22 protein-coding genes are annotated in these 18,055 nt (G+C 31.2%); 16 read left to right on the plus strand and 6 right to left on the minus strand.

All coding sequences use genetic code 11. The annotated features are described in order from the left end of the window. Nucleotides 1–75 precede the first annotated feature (75 nt). The 11 genes from IEW41_RS03115 to IEW41_RS03165 all read left to right on the plus strand — a co-directional run bounded on the left by IEW41_RS03115 (nucleotide 76) and on the right by IEW41_RS03165 (nucleotide 10,385). On the plus strand, nucleotides 76–1,479 hold the full coding sequence (locus IEW41_RS03115) for an anthranilate synthase component I family protein (protein ID WP_188604871.1): 1,404 nt from the start codon (nucleotides 76–78) through the stop codon (nucleotides 1,477–1,479). Between the two features lie 2 nt (nucleotides 1,480–1,481). Further along, nucleotides 1,482–2,048 carry an anthranilate synthase component II gene (locus tag IEW41_RS03120; RefSeq protein WP_188604872.1) on the plus strand — a complete coding sequence of 189 codons (567 nt, stop codon included), beginning with the start codon at nucleotides 1,482–1,484 and terminating at the stop codon, nucleotides 2,046–2,048. A gap of 1 nt (nucleotide 2,049) precedes the next feature. Next, the gene (trpD, locus tag IEW41_RS03125; protein ID WP_188604873.1) at nucleotides 2,050–3,045 is read left to right on the plus strand and encodes an anthranilate phosphoribosyltransferase; all 996 of its coding nucleotides are present in this window, start codon (nucleotides 2,050–2,052) and stop codon (nucleotides 3,043–3,045) included. Next, nucleotides 3,045–3,830 carry an indole-3-glycerol phosphate synthase TrpC gene (trpC, locus tag IEW41_RS03130; RefSeq protein WP_188604874.1) on the plus strand — a complete coding sequence of 262 codons (786 nt, stop codon included), beginning with the start codon at nucleotides 3,045–3,047 and terminating at the stop codon, nucleotides 3,828–3,830. Before trpD ends, trpC begins: the two co-directional genes overlap by 1 nt. A gap of 88 nt (nucleotides 3,831–3,918) precedes the next feature. After that, the gene (locus IEW41_RS03135; RefSeq protein WP_188604875.1) at nucleotides 3,919–4,608 is read left to right on the plus strand and encodes a phosphoribosylanthranilate isomerase; all 690 of its coding nucleotides are present in this window, start codon (nucleotides 3,919–3,921) and stop codon (nucleotides 4,606–4,608) included. Between the two features lie 70 nt (nucleotides 4,609–4,678). After that, nucleotides 4,679–5,860 (plus strand): tryptophan synthase subunit beta, encoded by a 1,182-nt coding sequence (trpB, locus tag IEW41_RS03140; RefSeq protein WP_188604876.1) that lies wholly within the window; start codon nucleotides 4,679–4,681, stop codon nucleotides 5,858–5,860. A 94-nt stretch (nucleotides 5,861–5,954) separates the two neighbouring features. Further along, complete coding sequence (trpA, locus tag IEW41_RS03145; protein ID WP_188604877.1) at nucleotides 5,955–6,719, plus strand: tryptophan synthase subunit alpha; 765 nt, start codon at nucleotides 5,955–5,957, stop codon at nucleotides 6,717–6,719. A 23-nt stretch (nucleotides 6,720–6,742) separates the two neighbouring features. Beyond that, a complete protein-coding gene (locus IEW41_RS03150) occupies nucleotides 6,743–7,204 on the plus strand; it encodes a GNAT family N-acetyltransferase (RefSeq protein ID WP_188604878.1) in 462 nt (153 codons plus the stop codon). 446 nt (nucleotides 7,205–7,650) lie between these two features. Continuing rightward, a complete protein-coding gene (locus IEW41_RS03155; RefSeq protein WP_188604879.1) occupies nucleotides 7,651–8,121 on the plus strand; it encodes a hypothetical protein in 471 nt (156 codons plus the stop codon). Nucleotides 8,122–8,192: 71 nt separating this feature from the next. Further along, nucleotides 8,193–9,713: a bifunctional GNAT family N-acetyltransferase/carbon-nitrogen hydrolase family protein gene (locus tag IEW41_RS03160; RefSeq protein ID WP_188604880.1), complete on the plus strand. Its 1,521-nt coding sequence runs from the start codon at nucleotides 8,193–8,195 to the stop codon at nucleotides 9,711–9,713. 6 nt (nucleotides 9,714–9,719) lie between these two features. Then, nucleotides 9,720–10,385: a hypothetical protein gene (locus IEW41_RS03165; RefSeq protein ID WP_188604881.1), complete on the plus strand. Its 666-nt coding sequence runs from the start codon at nucleotides 9,720–9,722 to the stop codon at nucleotides 10,383–10,385. Here the strand turns inward: IEW41_RS03165 and IEW41_RS03170 are convergent. From IEW41_RS03170 to IEW41_RS03180, 3 genes are all read right to left on the minus strand, one after another. Continuing rightward, nucleotides 10,382–10,606, minus strand: coding sequence for a VF530 family protein (locus tag IEW41_RS03170; protein ID WP_188604882.1), 225 nt, complete (start codon nucleotides 10,604–10,606; stop codon nucleotides 10,382–10,384). The two genes, IEW41_RS03165 and IEW41_RS03170, sit on opposite strands and share 4 nt — an antisense overlap. A gap of 86 nt (nucleotides 10,607–10,692) precedes the next feature. After that, nucleotides 10,693–10,977 (minus strand): DUF6500 family protein, encoded by a 285-nt coding sequence (locus IEW41_RS03175; protein WP_229660151.1) that lies wholly within the window; start codon nucleotides 10,975–10,977, stop codon nucleotides 10,693–10,695. Continuing rightward, nucleotides 10,913–12,202 (minus strand): DEAD/DEAH box helicase, encoded by a 1,290-nt coding sequence (locus IEW41_RS03180; protein WP_188604884.1) that lies wholly within the window; start codon nucleotides 12,200–12,202, stop codon nucleotides 10,913–10,915. The genes IEW41_RS03175 and IEW41_RS03180 overlap by 65 nt, the downstream gene beginning before the upstream one ends. 146 nt (nucleotides 12,203–12,348) lie before the next feature. Here IEW41_RS03180 and IEW41_RS03185 point away from each other — a divergent pair, with 146 nt between their 5' ends. The 4 genes from IEW41_RS03185 to IEW41_RS03200 all read left to right on the plus strand — a co-directional run bounded on the left by IEW41_RS03185 (nucleotide 12,349) and on the right by IEW41_RS03200 (nucleotide 15,794). Continuing rightward, complete coding sequence (locus IEW41_RS03185; RefSeq protein WP_188604885.1) at nucleotides 12,349–13,104, plus strand: cupin domain-containing protein; 756 nt, start codon at nucleotides 12,349–12,351, stop codon at nucleotides 13,102–13,104. Between the two features lie 343 nt (nucleotides 13,105–13,447). Next, complete coding sequence (locus IEW41_RS03190; protein WP_188604886.1) at nucleotides 13,448–14,047, plus strand: hypothetical protein; 600 nt, start codon at nucleotides 13,448–13,450, stop codon at nucleotides 14,045–14,047. A 153-nt stretch (nucleotides 14,048–14,200) separates the two neighbouring features. Continuing rightward, entirely contained in the window at nucleotides 14,201–14,557 is a 357-nt protein-coding gene (locus IEW41_RS03195; RefSeq protein WP_188604887.1) for a hypothetical protein, read from the plus strand. 229 nt (nucleotides 14,558–14,786) lie between these two features. Continuing rightward, complete coding sequence (locus IEW41_RS03200; protein WP_188604888.1) at nucleotides 14,787–15,794, plus strand: hypothetical protein; 1,008 nt, start codon at nucleotides 14,787–14,789, stop codon at nucleotides 15,792–15,794. 87 nt (nucleotides 15,795–15,881) lie between these two features. Here the strand turns inward: IEW41_RS03200 and IEW41_RS03205 are convergent, their stop codons facing one another. After that, complete coding sequence (locus tag IEW41_RS03205; protein WP_188604889.1) at nucleotides 15,882–16,562, minus strand: uracil-DNA glycosylase family protein; 681 nt, start codon at nucleotides 16,560–16,562, stop codon at nucleotides 15,882–15,884. A gap of 89 nt (nucleotides 16,563–16,651) precedes the next feature. On the opposite strand from IEW41_RS03205, the gene IEW41_RS03210 reads away from it, so the two are divergent. Next, the gene (locus IEW41_RS03210) at nucleotides 16,652–16,783 is read left to right on the plus strand and encodes a 30S ribosomal protein THX (protein ID WP_188604890.1); all 132 of its coding nucleotides are present in this window, start codon (nucleotides 16,652–16,654) and stop codon (nucleotides 16,781–16,783) included. Here IEW41_RS03210 and yaaA read toward each other — a convergent pair whose 3' ends face one another. Together yaaA and IEW41_RS03220 are read right to left on the minus strand one after the other, a co-directional pair. Further along, entirely contained in the window at nucleotides 16,784–17,542 is a 759-nt protein-coding gene (yaaA, locus tag IEW41_RS03215; protein ID WP_188604891.1) for a peroxide stress protein YaaA, read from the minus strand. It lies immediately after the preceding gene. A gap of 91 nt (nucleotides 17,543–17,633) precedes the next feature. Beyond that, a complete protein-coding gene (locus IEW41_RS03220) occupies nucleotides 17,634–17,999 on the minus strand; it encodes a VOC family protein (protein ID WP_188604892.1) in 366 nt (121 codons plus the stop codon). Between the last annotated feature and the right edge of the window lie 56 nt (nucleotides 18,000–18,055).

The raw sequence follows: 18,055 nt of genomic DNA on the forward strand, positions 1-18,055 counted from the left end.
ACCCTTTTGTATATTTAAAAATCAACATATAAAGGCTTGTCATTCACGACAAGCCTTTTTTTTATTTAAAATTTTATGAAGACATTCAGTTTATACACACACTACAAAAAAATACTAGCAGATACTATTACACCTGTAAGCATATATTTAAAAATACGCGATAAATTCCCAAATAGTATCTTATTAGAAAGTAGTGATTATCATGCTAACGATAATAGTTTTTCATACATCTGCTGCAATCCTATTGCGTCTATAAAAATAAAAGATGAAGCTATCACTCAAACTTTTCCAGATGGGACAGTCTTTAAAAATAAGATTAAGAAAACTACAAGTGTAACTAAAGTCATTCATAAGTTCACAAAACGATTTAAAGTTCAGTCTGAAGAAAATTTCAAATTTATAAATAATGGCATTTTTGGCTATATAGCTTATGATGCTGTACGTTATTTTGAAGATGTTGAGATTTCAAAAAAGGAAGACCATTTAAATATTCCAGATATATACTACGCAGTATATCAAAACATCATTGCTATAAATCATTTTAAAAACGAAGCTTACGTTTTTGCACACTGTTTTGATACAGATAATAATATTGATGATATTCTTCAACTAATAAAATCTAAAAACTACTCAGCTTTTAATTTTTCAACTCAAGGCAAAACATCCTCAAATCTTACAGATGTAGAATATAAAGAGCACGTAGATTTAGCAAAAAAGCATTGTGCTCGTGGTGATGTGTTTCAACTTGTACTTTCAAAAAAATTCTCTCAACAGTTTAAAGGCGATGAGTTTAATGTTTACAGAGCATTACGTAGCATAAACCCTTCTCCTTATCTTTTTTATTTTGATTATGGTGACTTTAAAATATTTGGAAGTTCACCAGAAGCGCAATTAGTAATTAATAAAGGAAAGGCTGAAATTCATCCAATTGCAGGCACATTTAAACGCACAGGCAATGATGAAAAAGATGCTGAATTGGCAAAAAAATTATCTATAGATGACAAAGAAAATGCTGAACATGTTATGCTGGTAGATTTAGCTCGAAACGATTTGAGCAGACATGGTAGTAATGTAAAAGTTGAAAAATATAGAGAAGTACAATTCTTCTCACATGTTATACATTTAGTAAGTAAAGTTACTGGTAATAAGCATAAAGACACAACAACCATGCAAGTGGTCGCAGATACATTTCCAGCAGGAACATTAAGTGGAGCGCCAAAGCACAAAGCCATGCAACTTATAGAAAAATATGAAAAAACAAGCCGTGATTTTTACGGAGGTGCAATAGGTTTTATGGATTTTGATGGTAACTTTAATCATGCCATAATGATTAGAACCTTTTTAAGTAAAAACCATCAATTGCATTGGCAAGCTGGCGCAGGATTAGTTTCAAAATCTAATCCAGAAACCGAATTACAAGAAGTTTACAATAAATTAGGAGCATTAACAAAAGCTATTGAATTAGCAGAAAACCTATAGCTATGAAAAACGTATTAGTTATTGATAATTATGACAGTTTCACCTATAATCTTGTTCATTATTTAGAAGATTTAGACTGTCAAGTTACTGTAAAACGAAATGACCAATTGCATATAGATGATGTAGAGGCATTCGATAAAATTGTATTATCACCAGGTCCAGGAATACCAGATGAAGCTGGATTACTTAAGCCTATTATAGCAAGATATGCTCCTACAAAAAGTATTCTAGGTGTTTGTTTAGGTCAGCAAGCTATTGGTGAGGTTTTTGGAGGCACATTAATAAATTTAGAAAATGTTTTTCATGGTGTTGCAACTAAAGTCACAAGCTGTGTAAATGACGAAATGTTATTTAATGGACTAGATAAAACTTTTGAAGTTGGTCGTTACCATTCTTGGGTTGTTGATGCAAATCTACCAGAAGTTTTAGAAGCAACTTCTTTTGATGAAAATGGTCAAGTAATGTCTTTAAGACATAAAACTTATGATGTTAGAGGTGTACAATATCATCCTGAATCGGTTTTAACACCTAACGGAAAACAAATATTAAAAAACTGGATAAATAGTTAAGATGAAACAAATATTAAACAGACTTATAAATCAGGAAAATATTTCTAGTGAAGAAGCAAAACAAGTTTTAGTTAACATCTCTAAAGGAGATTATAACCAAAGCCAAATCGCATCTTTTTTAACTGTATTTATGATGCGAAGTATAACTATTGAAGAGCTTTTTGGGTTTAGAGACGCTCTTTTAGAATTATGTATTCCTGTTGACTTAAAAGGATATGAAGCGATTGATTTATGCGGAACTGGTGGTGATGGAAAAGACACTTTCAACATATCAACATTAGCATCATTTGTAACAGCAGGAGCTGGCGTTAATGTTGCAAAACATGGCAATTACGGTGTATCTTCAGCTTGTGGTTCATCAAACGTAATGGAGCATTTAGGAATAAAATTTACATCAGATAAAGATTTTTTAAAACATAGTTTAGATGAAGCAGGAATTTGTGTTTTACACGCACCTTTATTTCATCCAGCAATGAAAAATGTTGCTCCAATTAGAAGAGAATTAGGCATAAAAACATTTTTTAACATGTTAGGTCCAATGGTAAATCCATCATTTCCTAAACATCAATTAGTTGGTGTTTTTAATTTAGAATTATTGCGCATGTATGGCTATTTATATCAAAATACCGATAAAAATTATACAATTCTTCACGCCTTAGATGGTTATGACGAAATATCACTAACAGGACCAACTAAAGTGATTAGAAACGATTCTGAATACATTATTAATCCTGAAGATTTTGGATTAGAAAATTTAAATCAGAGCGAAATACATGGTGGAAATTCTGTGGCAACTTCTGCTAAAATATTCTCACACATTTTAAATGGTCAAGGTACTGACTCGCAAAATAATGTAGTTTGTGCAAACGCAGCTATGGCAATTTCAACAGTTACAAAAAAGTCTATTGAAGATAGTTTTGAATTGGCAAAAGAGTCATTATTGGGAGGAAAGGCAAAGCAGAGTTTTGATAAATTAGTTAAACTAAGTAAGAATTAATGAATATTTTAGATAAGATAGTTGCAGACAAAAGCGTTGAAGTTAAACTTCGAAAACAACTTATTCCAATATCGCAAGTAGAACAATCAGTATTGTTTAACAGAGAAACAATTTCTCTCGCCAAAAAGCTAAAAAATAGTACCACTGGAATCATTGCAGAGCATAAACGTCGCTCTCCATCAAAATCAGTTATCAACCAAAATTTAAATGTATTTGATGTTGCAAAAGGCTATGAAAAAGCAGGAGTTTGCGGAATGTCTGTACTTACAGACGCAAAATACTTTGGAGGTTCTTTAGATGATTTATTGACTGCAAGAGCAAGTTGCAATTTACCTTTACTACGTAAAGAATTTATTATTGACGAATATCAAATTATAGAAGCCAAAGCCTATGGAGCAGATGTTATTTTATTAATAGCATCTATACTCACAAAAGAAGAAATAAGAACATTTTCTAGGTTAGCAAAAAGCCTAAATTTAGAAGTGTTATTGGAAGTGCATAATGAAGAAGAATTACAAAAATCTATCATGCCAAGCTTAGATATGTTAGGCGTAAATAATAGAAATTTAAAAACTTTTGAAGTTAGTTTAGATACTAGTAAAAGACTAAGTCAATTAATTCCTAACGACTTTGTAAAAGTATCAGAAAGTGGCATTAGTAATATTGAAGCCATAAAAGAATTAGAACCTTATGGTTATAAAGGGTTTTTAATTGGAGAGAATTTCATGAAAACTGAAAATGCTGGAAAAAGTGCAGAAGAATTTATTAATAACTTAAATGAATGAGTTTGTCATTCCGCACTTGGTGCGGAATCGACAATGAATCGAACATAAAATTAAATAGATTCCTGCCTACGTAGGAATGACAGGAAATATGAAACTAAAAATTTGCGGAATGAAATATCAAGATAACATCACAGAAGTTGCAAGCTTGCAACCAGATTATCTCGGGTTTATATTTCACCATCAGTCTGCAAGACATTTTGAAGGAACAATTCCTCAAATTTCAGACACAATAAAAAAAGTTGGCGTTTTTGTAGATGAAAGTATTGATTTTATTAAAGAAATGTTTGAAGAACACAATCTTGATTGTGTTCAATTACATGGTCATGAATCACCTGAATTTTGCAAACAATTAAAGAAGCTTTGTCATTCCGAATTTATTTCGGAATCTGATGACGAGATGCTGAAACAAGTTCAGCATGACAATAATGTTAATGTCATCAAAGTATTCTCAATAAAAGACACGTTCGATTTTTCAGTTTTAGAGCCTTATGAAGAAGTTTGTGATTACTTTTTATTTGACACAAAAGGCAAACTTCCTGGAGGAAATGGTTACACCTTTAATTGGTCTGTTTTAGAACAATATCCATCTACCAAACCTTATTTTTTAAGTGGAGGAATTGGTCTGGACCAAGTTGAAAATTTAAAACAATTTCAAGAAAGTAATGCTTCAAAATACTGTTATGCAATAGACATTAACAGCAAATTTGAAATAGAACCAGGATTTAAAAATATAAAATTATTAAAAGAATTTAAACAAAATTTGTCATTCCGCACTTGATGCGGAATCCATCATAAATTGAACTAAAATAAAAAAGATACTGAATCAAGTTCAGGATGACAAAAAAATTATGAGTTATAACGTCAACAACAAAGGCTACTATGGAGAATTTGGAGGTGCATACATACCAGAAATGCTGTATCCAAATGTAGAAGAATTACGTCAAAATTATTTAAAAATAATGGGAGAACCATCTTTTCAAAAAGAGTTTAACCAGCTTTTAAAAGATTATGTAGGTCGTCCTTCTCCGCTCTATTTTGCAAAACGTCTTTCTGCTAAACACAAAACCAAAATTTACTTAAAACGTGAAGACCTTAACCATACAGGAGCACATAAAATAAACAATACTATTGGTCAGATTTTAATGGCGCAACGTTTAGGTAAAAAACGAATTATTGCCGAAACTGGTGCAGGACAACATGGTGTTGCAACTGCAACTGTTTGTGCTTTAATGGGATTAGAATGTATTGTTTATATGGGAGAAATTGATATTGCTCGTCAAGCTCCAAATGTTGCACGTATGAAAATGCTTGGTGCGACTGTTGTTCCTGCTTTATCAGGAAGCAGAACACTAAAAGATGCTACAAACGAAGCTATTCGCGATTGGATTAACAATCCTGTTGATACACATTATATAATTGGTAGCGTTGTCGGACCTCATCCTTATCCAGATATGGTAGCTCGTTTTCAGTCTGTAGTTTCAGACGAAATTCAATGGCAATTATACGAACTTGAAGGAACAACTAAACCAAATTATGTAGTAGCTTGTGTTGGTGGAGGAAGTAATGCAGCTGGAGCTTACTATCATTATTTAGAAGATACAGAAGTAAAACTTATAGCAGTAGAAGCAGCAGGTTTAGGAGTTGATTCTGGTGAAAGCGCTGCAACTTCAGTTCTAGGAAAAGAAGGGATTATTCATGGTAGTAAAACACTACTCATGCAAACTAAAGATGGTCAGATTATCGAACCTTACTCTATTTCAGCAGGATTAGATTACCCTGGAGTTGGACCAATGCATGCAAATTTATATAAAACTGGTCGTGCTGAATTTATATCTATTACAGATGATGAAGCTATGAAAGCTGGATTAGAATTATGTAAATTAGAAGGTATTATTCCTGCTATAGAAAGTTCACATGCTTTAGCCATTTTTGAGCAGAAAAAATTTAAACCAAACGATATTGTAGTCTTGAGTCTGTCTGGTCGTGGAGATAAAGATTTAGACACATATATTAACCATTTCAAATTATAAAAAATCAATTTTTGTCATTCCGCACTTGATGCGGAATCCACAAACAAAGTGTAACATAAAAAATAGATTCCTGTCTTCGCGGGAATGGCGAATTATGAATAGAATCAACAAAAAATTACAAGAAGACAAAAAGTTACTATCCATATATTTTACAGCAGGCTATCCTAATCTTAATGACACTGTAACTATCATTCAAGATTTAGAAAAAAGTGGTGTAGATATGATTGAAATTGGGCTACCATTTAGCGATCCTTTAGCAGATGGTCCAACTATTCAAGCAAGTTCAACCCAAGCGCTTAAAAATGGAATGACAACAGAAGTGTTGTTTAGTCAACTAAAAGACATCAGGAAATCGGTTAATATTCCTCTTATTATCATGGGTTATTTTAATCCAATGCTACAATATGGTGTTGAAGCATTCTGTAAAAAATGTGCCGAAATTGGTATTGATGGATTAATTATTCCTGATTTACCAGTCGATGTCTATAATGAACAGTACAAAGCAACATTTGAAAAATATGAATTAATAAATATGTTTTTAATTACACCTCAAACAAGTGTTGAACGTATTAATTTTATAGATTCAATTTCAAACGGATTTATTTACATGGTAAGTAGCGCAAGTGTTACAGGAAGTAATTCTGGATTTGGTGATGAGCAAACAAAATATTTTAAACGAATTGCAGAAATGAATCTTAAAAATCCTCAAATTATTGGTTTTGGAATTTCTAATAACGAAACCTTTACACAAGCAACCACTCATGCCAAAGGAGCAATTATTGGAAGTGCTTTTATTAAGCATCTAACTAACAATGGCGTCAATACGATTACTAATTTTGTTAGTAGTATATTAAAATAGTTTTCAAATTGTAAATTAAGCTCATGGTAGATATTAAATACAGAACTGCTGATCTAGATGATTTAACAACATTATTAGATTTTGAATACGAAATCATATCTTTTGAACGTGCTTTTGACAGTAATTTAAAACCAGACCCAACACATTATTACGATTTAAAAGCAATGCTGCTCTCTCAGGAAGTAGAAGTTGTTGTTGCTCATATTAACAACAACATTATTGCATCTGGTTATGCCAAAATAGTAAATGCAAAACCATATCATATTAATTCTCAATATGCTTATTTAGGGTTTATGTATGTAAAACCAGAATTTAGAGGCAAAGGTGTAATACAAAATATTATTGAAACTCTTTTACAGTGGTCTAAAAACAGAGGTTTAGAAGAAGCAAGACTCGAAGTTTATAATGATAATGTAAACGCTATAAAAGCTTATGAAAAAGTTGGCTTTAAAAAGCACATGATTGAAATGAAAATGTATTTATAAATGAGAAAAGATGAAAAAATAATTTTATTCAGCATTTTGTATCTAACATATTTCAGTTTGCTTTATACATTCATTTTTTATAATATAAGAGGACTTTTACTTTTCTTTATGATGTTGACAGTATTAAACCTTCCTTCATTAGTATGTATTCTTTTTATTTTAACTTTTGAAAAAAATAAAAAAAAGACAGTCCCTAAATGGTTATATATTTTTATTTCTGTTTTAACTTTTACAATCACACTTATTCTATATAAAGATATAACAGAAGACCCTAGAAATATCTTTCCAATTTTTGAAGAATCAATCTATATAATTATCCTACTCTGTATCATTTCTAATCTTTTAGCTTATATTTCTTTGCGTTTAAAAAAAAGATGTAAATTTTAAATAATATAGTATTTAGAATTACATTTGACAGATTATTAAACCAAATAAATATCACCTTTATGAGAATTAAATTTTTATTGCTAGTAATGTTATGCAGCTTAAGTTTTGGTTGCAAAAAAGACACAAAAACAACAATAACTCCTGAAGAAGAAACAACAACTTCTAAACCAGTAGTTGGCGAAATAGACCCAGAGTTATTACCAGATAAAGTTACATATTCAGGCATGTGGACTACTAAAAATGCTACTTCACAAACAGAAGTAATTCTTAATCAAAACAATAATGAAATAATTGGAACTCTAGCTTATAAAGAGTTTGATAATAACGGAAAATTACAAATCATTGGTAACAAACTTACCATTAAAGGCGTAGTAGAAAACGAAATGCTTAAAGCTACTATTTTAGACGAAAACAATACTAAAATATCATCAGCTACTTTAACACAAAACGATAAAGAATTGTCTTTTAAAGTAACAGGTAAAAAAATAAAAAACATTGATAGTTTTACAGCTACTAAAAGAAGCATGTAATGCCATATTTTATCTTAATTAAACACAAGATTAACTTCCAATTACCATAACTTTTAGTTATATTCCCTGCTATGAATACAATAGAAAATATTGAATTAGAATTTTTAAAAATTGAAGATTACCAAGAGCTAAAAGAAGCTATGGTTGCTTCTTATGTAACAATGCCAGATTCTATCTGGAAAGAAGAGCAGATTAAAAAACTGGTTAGCGAATTTCCAGAAGGTCAAGTTGTAATTAAAATAAACAATCAAATTGCTGGCTGTGCTTTATGTATTATGGTTGATTATGATAAGTTTGAAGACAACCATACCTATAAAGATATTACTGGTAATTATACTTTTAATACACACACCAAAGATGGAGATGTAATTTATGGTATAGATGTATTTATCAGACCTGAATATAGAGGCTTGCGTTTAGGCAGACGTTTGTACGACTACAGAAAAGAGTTATGTGAGCGACTAAATTTAAGAGGTTTAGCTTTTGGTGGACGTATTCCAAATTATCATAAATATTCTGAAAGTTTAACTCCTAAAGAGTATATCGATAAAGTTCGTCGTAAAGAAATTCACGATCCTGTTTTAAACTTTCAAATATCTAATGATTTTCATCCAGCAAGAATTTTAAAAAACTACTTAGAAGGTGATAATGCATCAGGAGAATATGCAGTGCTTTTAGAATGGGATAATATCTATTACGAGAAGAAAAACAAAAAAGCATCAACAGTAAAAAAAATAGTACGTCTAGGTCTTGTACAATGGCAAATGCGTTCTTACAAAACTCTAGATGATTTAATGCATCAAGCCGAATTTTTTGTAGATTCAGTATCTGGATATCGTAGTGATTTTGCATTATTCCCAGAGTTTTTTAACGCGCCTTTAATGGCTGAAAACAATCACTTATCTACACCAGAAGCTATAAGAGAATTAGCTAAACATACAACGGAAATTGTACAGCGCTTTTCTAAATTAGCTATATCATACAACATTAATATTATTACTGGTAGTATGCCAGAAATTGTAGGAGATAAACTTTACAATGTTGGCTATTTATGCAGACGTGATGGTACAACTGAGCGTTATGAAAAATTACACGTTACACCAGACGAAGCCAAAGTTTGGGGAATGGTTGGTGGAAATAAATTACAAGCCTTTGATACCGATTGTGGTAAAATTGGAATTTTAATTTGTTATGATTCTGAATTTCCAGAACTAAGCAGAATTCTTGCTGATGAAGGTATGGATATTCTATTTGTTCCTTTTTTAACAGACACACAAAACGGATTTTCGCGAGTTCGTCATTGTGCACAAGCTCGTGCTATAGAAAACGAATGCTACGTAGCTATTGCAGGAAGTGTTGGTAATTTACCTAAAGTGCATAATATGGATATACAGTTTGCGCAATCAATGGTATTTACACCTTGCGATTTTGCTTTTCCTAGCGATGGTGTAAAAGCACAAACAACACAAAATACCGAAATGATTCTTATTGCTGATGTTGATATCGATTTATTACGAGAACTTAATCAGTTTGGAAGTGTTAGAAATTTAAAAGACAGACGTAAAGACTTATTCGAATTAAGAAAAAAATAAAAAGAAATGACCTATCATATTATAATAAATAACGTTAAAACTGTTGAAGAACTAAATGGTGCTTGGACAAATAACGATTTTATTCAATTGCTCGATCTTTTTGGATTTCCAGATGCCGAGCAATCAAAACCTGAAGAACTACGTGATTTGTTATTTATGGCTATTTCAGATTTCGAGCCAAATGAAGCTGCAGAAATAATTTTAAAATATAAACTTTCTGATAGTTTAAATGATAATCAGATTGAGCAAATTTCGCACGAAATGTTATTGGACAAAATCTCTGAAGAATACAGCGATATTTCGCTTCATCATGAGTTATTTAACATCAATCAGTTATTGTTTAAAGCTTATAATGGCACATTTCCAAGCGCAAAAGCATCTGTAGTTGAATTTGAAATACAACCAAACAAAGACATTGATAAAGAGATTGTTTTAAAAGCAATTAGCAAAACACTATCTGGCAGCAATGTTATTAAACGTTTATACTCAAACCACTTAGCAGGTAAAGAAAATTTTGATGAAGCCGAAAGTATTATTTGGAATTTAAAACCTATTGGCGAATCTGCTTATCAGTTAATCACTTCTGAATATTGGATGAGTAGAGATGAGTTTACAGAAGCTGAATACGATGTCGAAGTAATTGAGTTTGAAGAAGACGAAGACGATAACTAGCCTTTATTTTTTAGCATATTTAAATACATATTCTCAACTTTTGTTCGTGCCCAAGGCGTACGACGCAAAAACTTTAAACTAGATTTTACCGAAGGATTATCAGTAAAGCACCTAATATTAATTAGTGTTCCCATATATTCCCAACCATAATGAGCTTCTAACTCGGTTACAATTTGCTCGAGTTTAATACCATGTAAAGGATTGTTTGGTTGTGATTCCATTATCTGATTGTCAGGTCGAGCGCAGTCGAGACCTAAGTTTTTAAAATCTCATATAAAATAACCTCTCGACTGCGCTCGAGAAGACATTATTCTCCTATAACTAACTTTTTAATTTTTGTTGCTTTTTCAAAATGATTAAGCTTGTGTGTCATAATCCACCATTCTGCTGCTTCCATTAACAACTCTGGATCTGTGTTTTTATTTTCAAAAAAGGCATAGAATGAAAGCCCAACATTTAACCCTTTTGTTTCTATTTTTTTATCACAAATAGAAATAATTTTATCTTTTAAAGTGGCACGCATTAAGTTATTCTTTTCTGTCGTTATGACGATTTGGTCTTTTGTTTCTGTTATTTCTATTTCTATTCGCATTTCCGCTTTTAGGCTTATTTGTGTTAGAATTCCTAGGATTAGCATTGCGCTGTCTACCTTGTCCTGGTTTAAAAGGTTCGGTTGATGCGTTTGGATCTGGCTCAAAACCTTCAATAATTTCACTCGGAATACGTTGGCCAACCAATTTTTCAATATCACGTAAAAACGATGTTTCGTCTGCACTTACTAACGACACTGCTTCACCACTTGCTCCTGCTCTACCAGTTCTACCAATTCGGTGTACATAGTCTTCAGAAATATTAGGCAATTCATAATTTACAACATGTGGTAATAACGGAATATCTAATCCACGAGCTGCAATATCTGTAGCCACCAACACTCTTGTTGTTCCTTTTTTAAATCCATCGAGTGCTTTAGTACGAGCACCTTGACTTTTATTACCATGAATAGCCATTGCAGAAATATTGCTGCTTATTAGCTTTTTTGTAAGCTTATTGGCACCATGCTTGGTACGCGTAAACACCAAAACCTGCTCCCAATTACCATCAGAAATTAACTTCACTAATAAGTCAGACTTTAACCCTTTTGCCACACGATACACTTTTTGGTCAATAGCATCAACAGTAGAATTTTCTGGAGTGGCTTCAACTAAAATTGGATGATGTAAAATATCATTTGCTAAAGCTTTAATGTCTTTTGAAAAAGTTGCCGAAAACAATAAATTTTGACGTTTAGCAGGCATTATGCTCATTATTTTTTTAATGTCGCGTAAAAATCCCATATCTAGCATTCTATCAGCTTCATCTAGAACTAATATTTCAACATTAGCAAGCGATAGCAGTTTTTGATTGTGCAAATCTAACAAACGTCCAGGTGTTGCTATTAACACATCAACACCATTACGCAAAGTAGCAACTTGAGGTCTTTGGTTAACACCTCCAAAAATTACTGTACTTCTAATATCTAAAAAAGCACTATACTCTTTAACATTATCATACACTTGTGCAGCCAATTCACGTGTTGGTGTTAATACCAATGCACGTATAGGACGATGACGTAATTGCTGACCTTGAGATAATATTTGCAACATTGGCAATGTAAAACCAGCTGTTTTACCTGTACCAGTTTGTGCAGATGCTAAAACATCTTTACGTTCTAAAATTAAAGGAATCGCTTTTTGTTGTATTGGAGATGGTGTTGTATAACCTTGTTTGCTGACTGCTTTTAATAAAGCATCAGATAAACCTAATGAATTAAATGACATATAAATTGTTTGTTAAATGACAATCTATTTTTTAGCGTCATTCTTTTATTAGCTGCAAAGGTACTGCTAATTTATTCAGTGCAATTTTAATTGCTTGATTTTGTTAGAAAAATAACCGAAATTAGTAGTTTAAGTACTATAAATACATGGACAGAAGAGAATTTACAAAAGGACTTTTGGCATCTGTATCGAGTTTTGCTCTTATAGACTCTCTTTTTGCTTATAATGCTTTTGGCTACAACATAAAGCCAATTGCAAATCATTGGGCAATTCAATTAAACGAGTACTGTTCAGATTTAAAAACAGAAACTATTACTGCTACGCAATGGCAATCTAAAATTGAAGACTTATATAACCAAATAGAGCTAGAAGACCTATTAAAATTCATAAAATTTGAAAACCTTATTAAAGGGTTTGAATATCCTAATCTTGGAGTAAATACAAAACCTGTAAAATTTCCAAAACTAGAAGGTTTACCTGAACAAACTGTATTTATAAAAAAGATTTTTGGAATGAAAAAAAACAGAGCTATCATTCCGCATGGTCACAGTAATATGGCATCGGCTCATTTAATTTTAAAAGGAGAAATGCATTTACGGCATTATGAAAAAATTAGAAAAGAAAGTAACAATTTAATCATAAAACCAAGCATTGATAAAATTGCCAAACTTGGTGAGAGTTCATCTATTTCTGATGAAAAAGATAATGTACATTGGTTTATAGCGCATACAGATACTGCTTTTACTTTTGATGTTATAATGATAGACTTAAATGGAAAATCTTACGACATACATAATTTAGATATTTACGAAAAGCAAAACCTTTCTGATGGTACTATGCGAGTTCCTTTATTAGATGTAGAAACTGCTCTAAAAAAATATGGTAAAGAAACACATCACTAAGCACAAAATCTCTGTCAAAGGCTCATAGGCTATTTACTCAAAAAATAGTCTTTGATTTTGTCATAAAAAAAAGCGAACTTCGTTTAACGTTGTATATAAATCATTAAAACGAATTCATATCCTTAAGTTGGCAATAAGTATGAAAAAAATCGTGACAAAAGATAAACACTTATTTCGGATTATATTTCTTGCTTCAATTTTTCTGTTGTTGCTTAACGATTTGTTCTTAAAATTTGAGTATCATAATTATCTGACTGGAAAACTATCTGATTTTGCTGGACTATTTGCTTTTCCTTATTTTTTCAGCACGTTCTTTCCAAAGAAAATAAAACCGATTTACATATTGAGCGGAATTTTATTCGTGTTTTGGAAATCGGAATTATCACAACCGATTTTTGATTTTGCTCTCTCAAACGGAATTGGAATGAACCGAACAGTAGATTATTCGGACTTATTTGTGCTAACAATACTACCAATTTCTTATAAATATTGGAATTCTACTTCTCAACAAATTTTCGAACCAAAAAGAGTATTAAAACCAATAATCATAACAATAAGTTGTATCTCATTTATTGCCACTACATTACCAAAGCACTATGAGAAAATTTCTTTAAAATCAGAATTCTCGACTAATGTAAATTCCGACTATCAAAACGTAAGAAACCAACTTAATCTTTATAAAGAAGGACTGTTCGAAAAAGACAATTATAGGATTGAACTTCCAGAAAAAAGAGCACATATTTTGACTTCAATAAAAGTCGACTCAATAAATGAAAATACAACAAGAATAGCATTAGATAGCATTTTGAGCTTCACGGTTGAGGGAAATGGATTTATTTTCAGTAGAGGAATTAAGAAAAAGGATGTTGAATATGTTAGAAATTTAAATCAACCCGAAATTGAAAAGTTATTCTCGGAACAAATAAAAACCGAATTTGAATAAAAATAACTATTGCCAACAACGTGTAAGCGCAATAACTGCTGAATTACCTAATCGGAAATTCAACTCGTTTTGCTAAATTAGGTGCGTCAGCGGAAAGTACTCGCGCACTTTCCCGCAACTAATAATACACAAACACGTTAGCTTTCATTTAAAATGAGTGAAGAAATAAAAGTAATTAATGGTTATAAGATTTATGAAAATCTTGAATATATAAGAATGCGACCTTGTGTAATTTTGACTTCAAAACCAATAACTGCTTTAGAAAACTATCTTTGGGGATATTGGACTTATGCGAATAAAAATTATAGTGGAGACCAAATATATAATGAAGGAGACCCTGATTTTAATGAATTTAAATGGTGGTTAAGTGGACAACCTAATATTCCTTTATCGACAGGTCCAAGATTTTATAAATTATTACTAGAACAATGTGAAAATGACGAAGAAAAGGCGTTCGAATTATTCTATGAAAAGTTGGATGAGTTTAAACAAATAAAAACGAAAAGCTAACACCGACTATAATTCATTGCTTCTGACTTTCCTCTCGGAAAGTCCTTGCAAATTTGCTATCTTCGGTTTACGGCGGAAAATCCTCGCGCACTTTCCCGTTACTGACGCTTACACAAAACCGTTAGCTTTAATATGGCAAATGACATTAAATCAATCAATTATTATTAAAGATAAACGCAACCATTTGATAAAGTTTCCATCTATATTATAAGCTTAAAACAAACTTCTTATGAAAAAATTAGTTTTAGTTGCTTTAACATTCTTTATTATTGGTTGCAGCAATAATGAAAATATATCTGAACCCAACAACTTGAGCTCAATTGATGTATATGTTGCTGGGCAAAAAGAAGGAAATGCAACTTATTGGAAAAATAACACTGAAATCACTCTAGACAATGGCGGATTTAGTGGTTCAACTGCTGATAAAATTATTGTTCAGAATAACAATGTTTATGTTTTTGGAAGAGGTGATTCTACATATTTACTATGGGAAAATGGTAGTGTAACAAACTTAAATGAAGAATTTCAAGAACCAAGCTATGAGGTAGACTATATAACAGATATGATAATAGATGGTAATGATGTGTATTTTATAGGATATTTAAAGAGCTCGACCAATCCGACAACTTATGATTTGGTTTATTGGAAAAATGGTATAAAGACGGTCATTCTTACAAATTGCATTTTTAGACATCAACAATCTTCAATTAAAATCATTAATGATAACGTTTATGTTTTTTCAAAAAACGATAATAATCAAAAAGGTGTTTTTACAAATAATAGTTTTAATCCTATTGACTCTGGACATTTAGCTTATGGTATAACAACAAAAGAAAATGAAATTTACACCTACGGTTCAATAATAGGAAATTCAGATATAACAGGTTTTTACAAAAATGTTATAACTGGTATAGAAACAACTAATGAACAATCTATTGAAAATTTGGCTTTTGATGTGAGTGATATTTATACCGTAGTTTATCACAATGATAATAATGCTTTTAGTTCACGCAGAGAAATTTTAAAAAACAATGAATCTTATTATATTTCACCTGAGGGATTTGAATCACATATTGTTGACTTAAAAGTCAAAAATGGCAATGTTTATACTATAGTAAGAGAATTGATTTCTGCCAATTATGGCCCAAATAAGTTGTTGATCAATAATAATACTGAATTAGTTTTAGATGAAAATCCTTCTAACTTTTTGAATAACATATTTATAGTTGAGAATTAGGAATAATAAAAATTATAAACAGCAAGATACTAAGGCAAACAATGGCTATAAGTAATTGCAAGTACACAAACACGTTAAACGAACCACCTAAAAAAACTCACTATACTGCATCACTCTAAAATCGAAGGTATTAAACTTTGGATTTTTAGTCTTAAGGTGTTTGTAAAGTGGTAGTTTACTTATTGAAATATTTGCAGCTCCAGAGCCAGAGGTTAGCGATACTGTTTTTATTGTTCGAGCTTCTTGGGTCGATTCCATTACTTTACTTGAAATGACAAATTGGTGAATTCGAGGTACTTCGTTTGAGACAACTTCAAGTTTTATGTTATAATCTTTTATATGTTTCCTAAAAAAATATTCTGGTCCGTTTTTACTGTTTCCTCCTGTAAATAATAAGGTATCTATATTAGGATACTTTTTTAAATACCCAATAACATCACGAAGTACAATGTTTTGCATTCCTAAATCTGAAGCATCAATTTTTTCGCGTTCGGCACTTTCAACAATATCGCAAACACCTATTTTTTGTTGTATTAAAAACTGTTTACGTTCATTAATGGCTTCTTGCGAATTGTCGTAACGTAAGTTTAAATTATGAATTTTTTCAATAAACAACCAAAGGGAATTGTAATAACTTCCGTAGCAAAAATCGACATCCTTTTCTAATAATTCACCTGTTGAAAATCTTGGTGGAGGTAATGTACCAACAATTAGTTTTGTAGTATCATCTTGAATAAATGGCTGATATGGATGTTTGTGTTTAAACATGTTTTTTGTCATTCCTGAATTAAATATTAAGGCTATTCCGTTTTGTAAAAACTTATAATTTTCGTATTTTATCTATTAAACAAATTATTATGGGAAAAGGAGATAAAAAATCGAGACGTGGTAAAATACAACGAGGCACTTATGGTGTTCGTCGTCCGAAAATTAAAAAGCGTCCAACTACTTTAGAAAAAATTAGCATCGATAAAAAATCGAAGCCTTAATTATCTGGTAAAAACCAATTCGTTTTCTGACGACATTGCTTCACTAAACGCGTAGCCTTCATAATTAAAGCCTTTTATGTCATCTAATGTATTTGCATTACTGTCTATAATATAACGCGTCATGTAGCCTCTAGCAAGCTTGGCAAAGGTCATAATAGTTTTATATTCTCCGTTTTTAAAGTCTTTAAAATTTGCAGTTACCACATGAACTTTTAAAGCTTTGGTGTCTATAGCTTTAAAATATTCGTTACTAGCCAAATTAAGAAGAAACTCATCGTCTTTTAACTCTTCATTTAATGCTTTTACTATAGCCTTTTTCCAGAATTCATAAAGATTTTTATGCTTACCAACTGGAAACTTTGTTCCCATTTCTAATCGATAAGGCTGCATTAAATCTAACGGTTTTAACAAACCATATTGTCCAGAAATAATTCTGACTTTATCTTGTACTATATCAATTTTATCTTTTGGTATTGTGTAGGCATCTAAACCTCTATACACATCGCCACTAAAGGCATAAATTGCTGGTCGTGCATTATCTTTTGTAAATGGTAAGCTCCACTCTTGATTACGCTCGTAATTTAACTGTCCTAAAGCATCAGAAATACTCATTAGCTTTGAAAGGCTTTTAGCAGATTTCTTTTTTAATAGTTTATTAATTCGCTCTGCTTCTGATAAAAAAAGAGCTTCCGACGTTTTGGCTGTTGGTAATTTACTTTCAAAATCGAGAGATTTTGCTGGAGATAATACGAGTTTCATAAGCACTTATATATTTATTCAAATTTACAATTACCTACGATAAAATAAAAGGTGATGGTTTTATATTTTTTATTATAAACATTGCTAAAGTCTATGATAAGACTTCTTGCCCAAACTGAATAACATATTTATTATTATCGTAAATGGCAAATTCGCGCATATTCCAATCAAATGTTTCTATAGGATAACAAATCTCAACTTTATCTTTAAGCGACTTCCATAAAGCTTCAACATCATTCACCTTTATATAAAATGAACCAGTAAATGTAGGTGTAGAAAAAGGCATGTGTGCATTAGGTTTGGCTAACATAATATCTACATCATCTTTAGATAAAGAAGCCCATTGCCAGTCTTCGTTTTTTTCTAAACAGATAAAACCTAATTGTGTTGTATAAAATGCAATAGTTTCTTCTAATTGCTCTGTGTAAAGCATTGGAACAAGTTGATTGAATTTCATCTATTTATAATTATTTGTTTTTAAAGATCAGATGCAATGCACAAATTGTAAATTTG

This window comes from Aquaticitalea lipolytica (assembly GCF_014641635.1).
Lineage (GTDB): Bacteria > Bacteroidota > Bacteroidia > Flavobacteriales > Flavobacteriaceae > Aquaticitalea > Aquaticitalea lipolytica.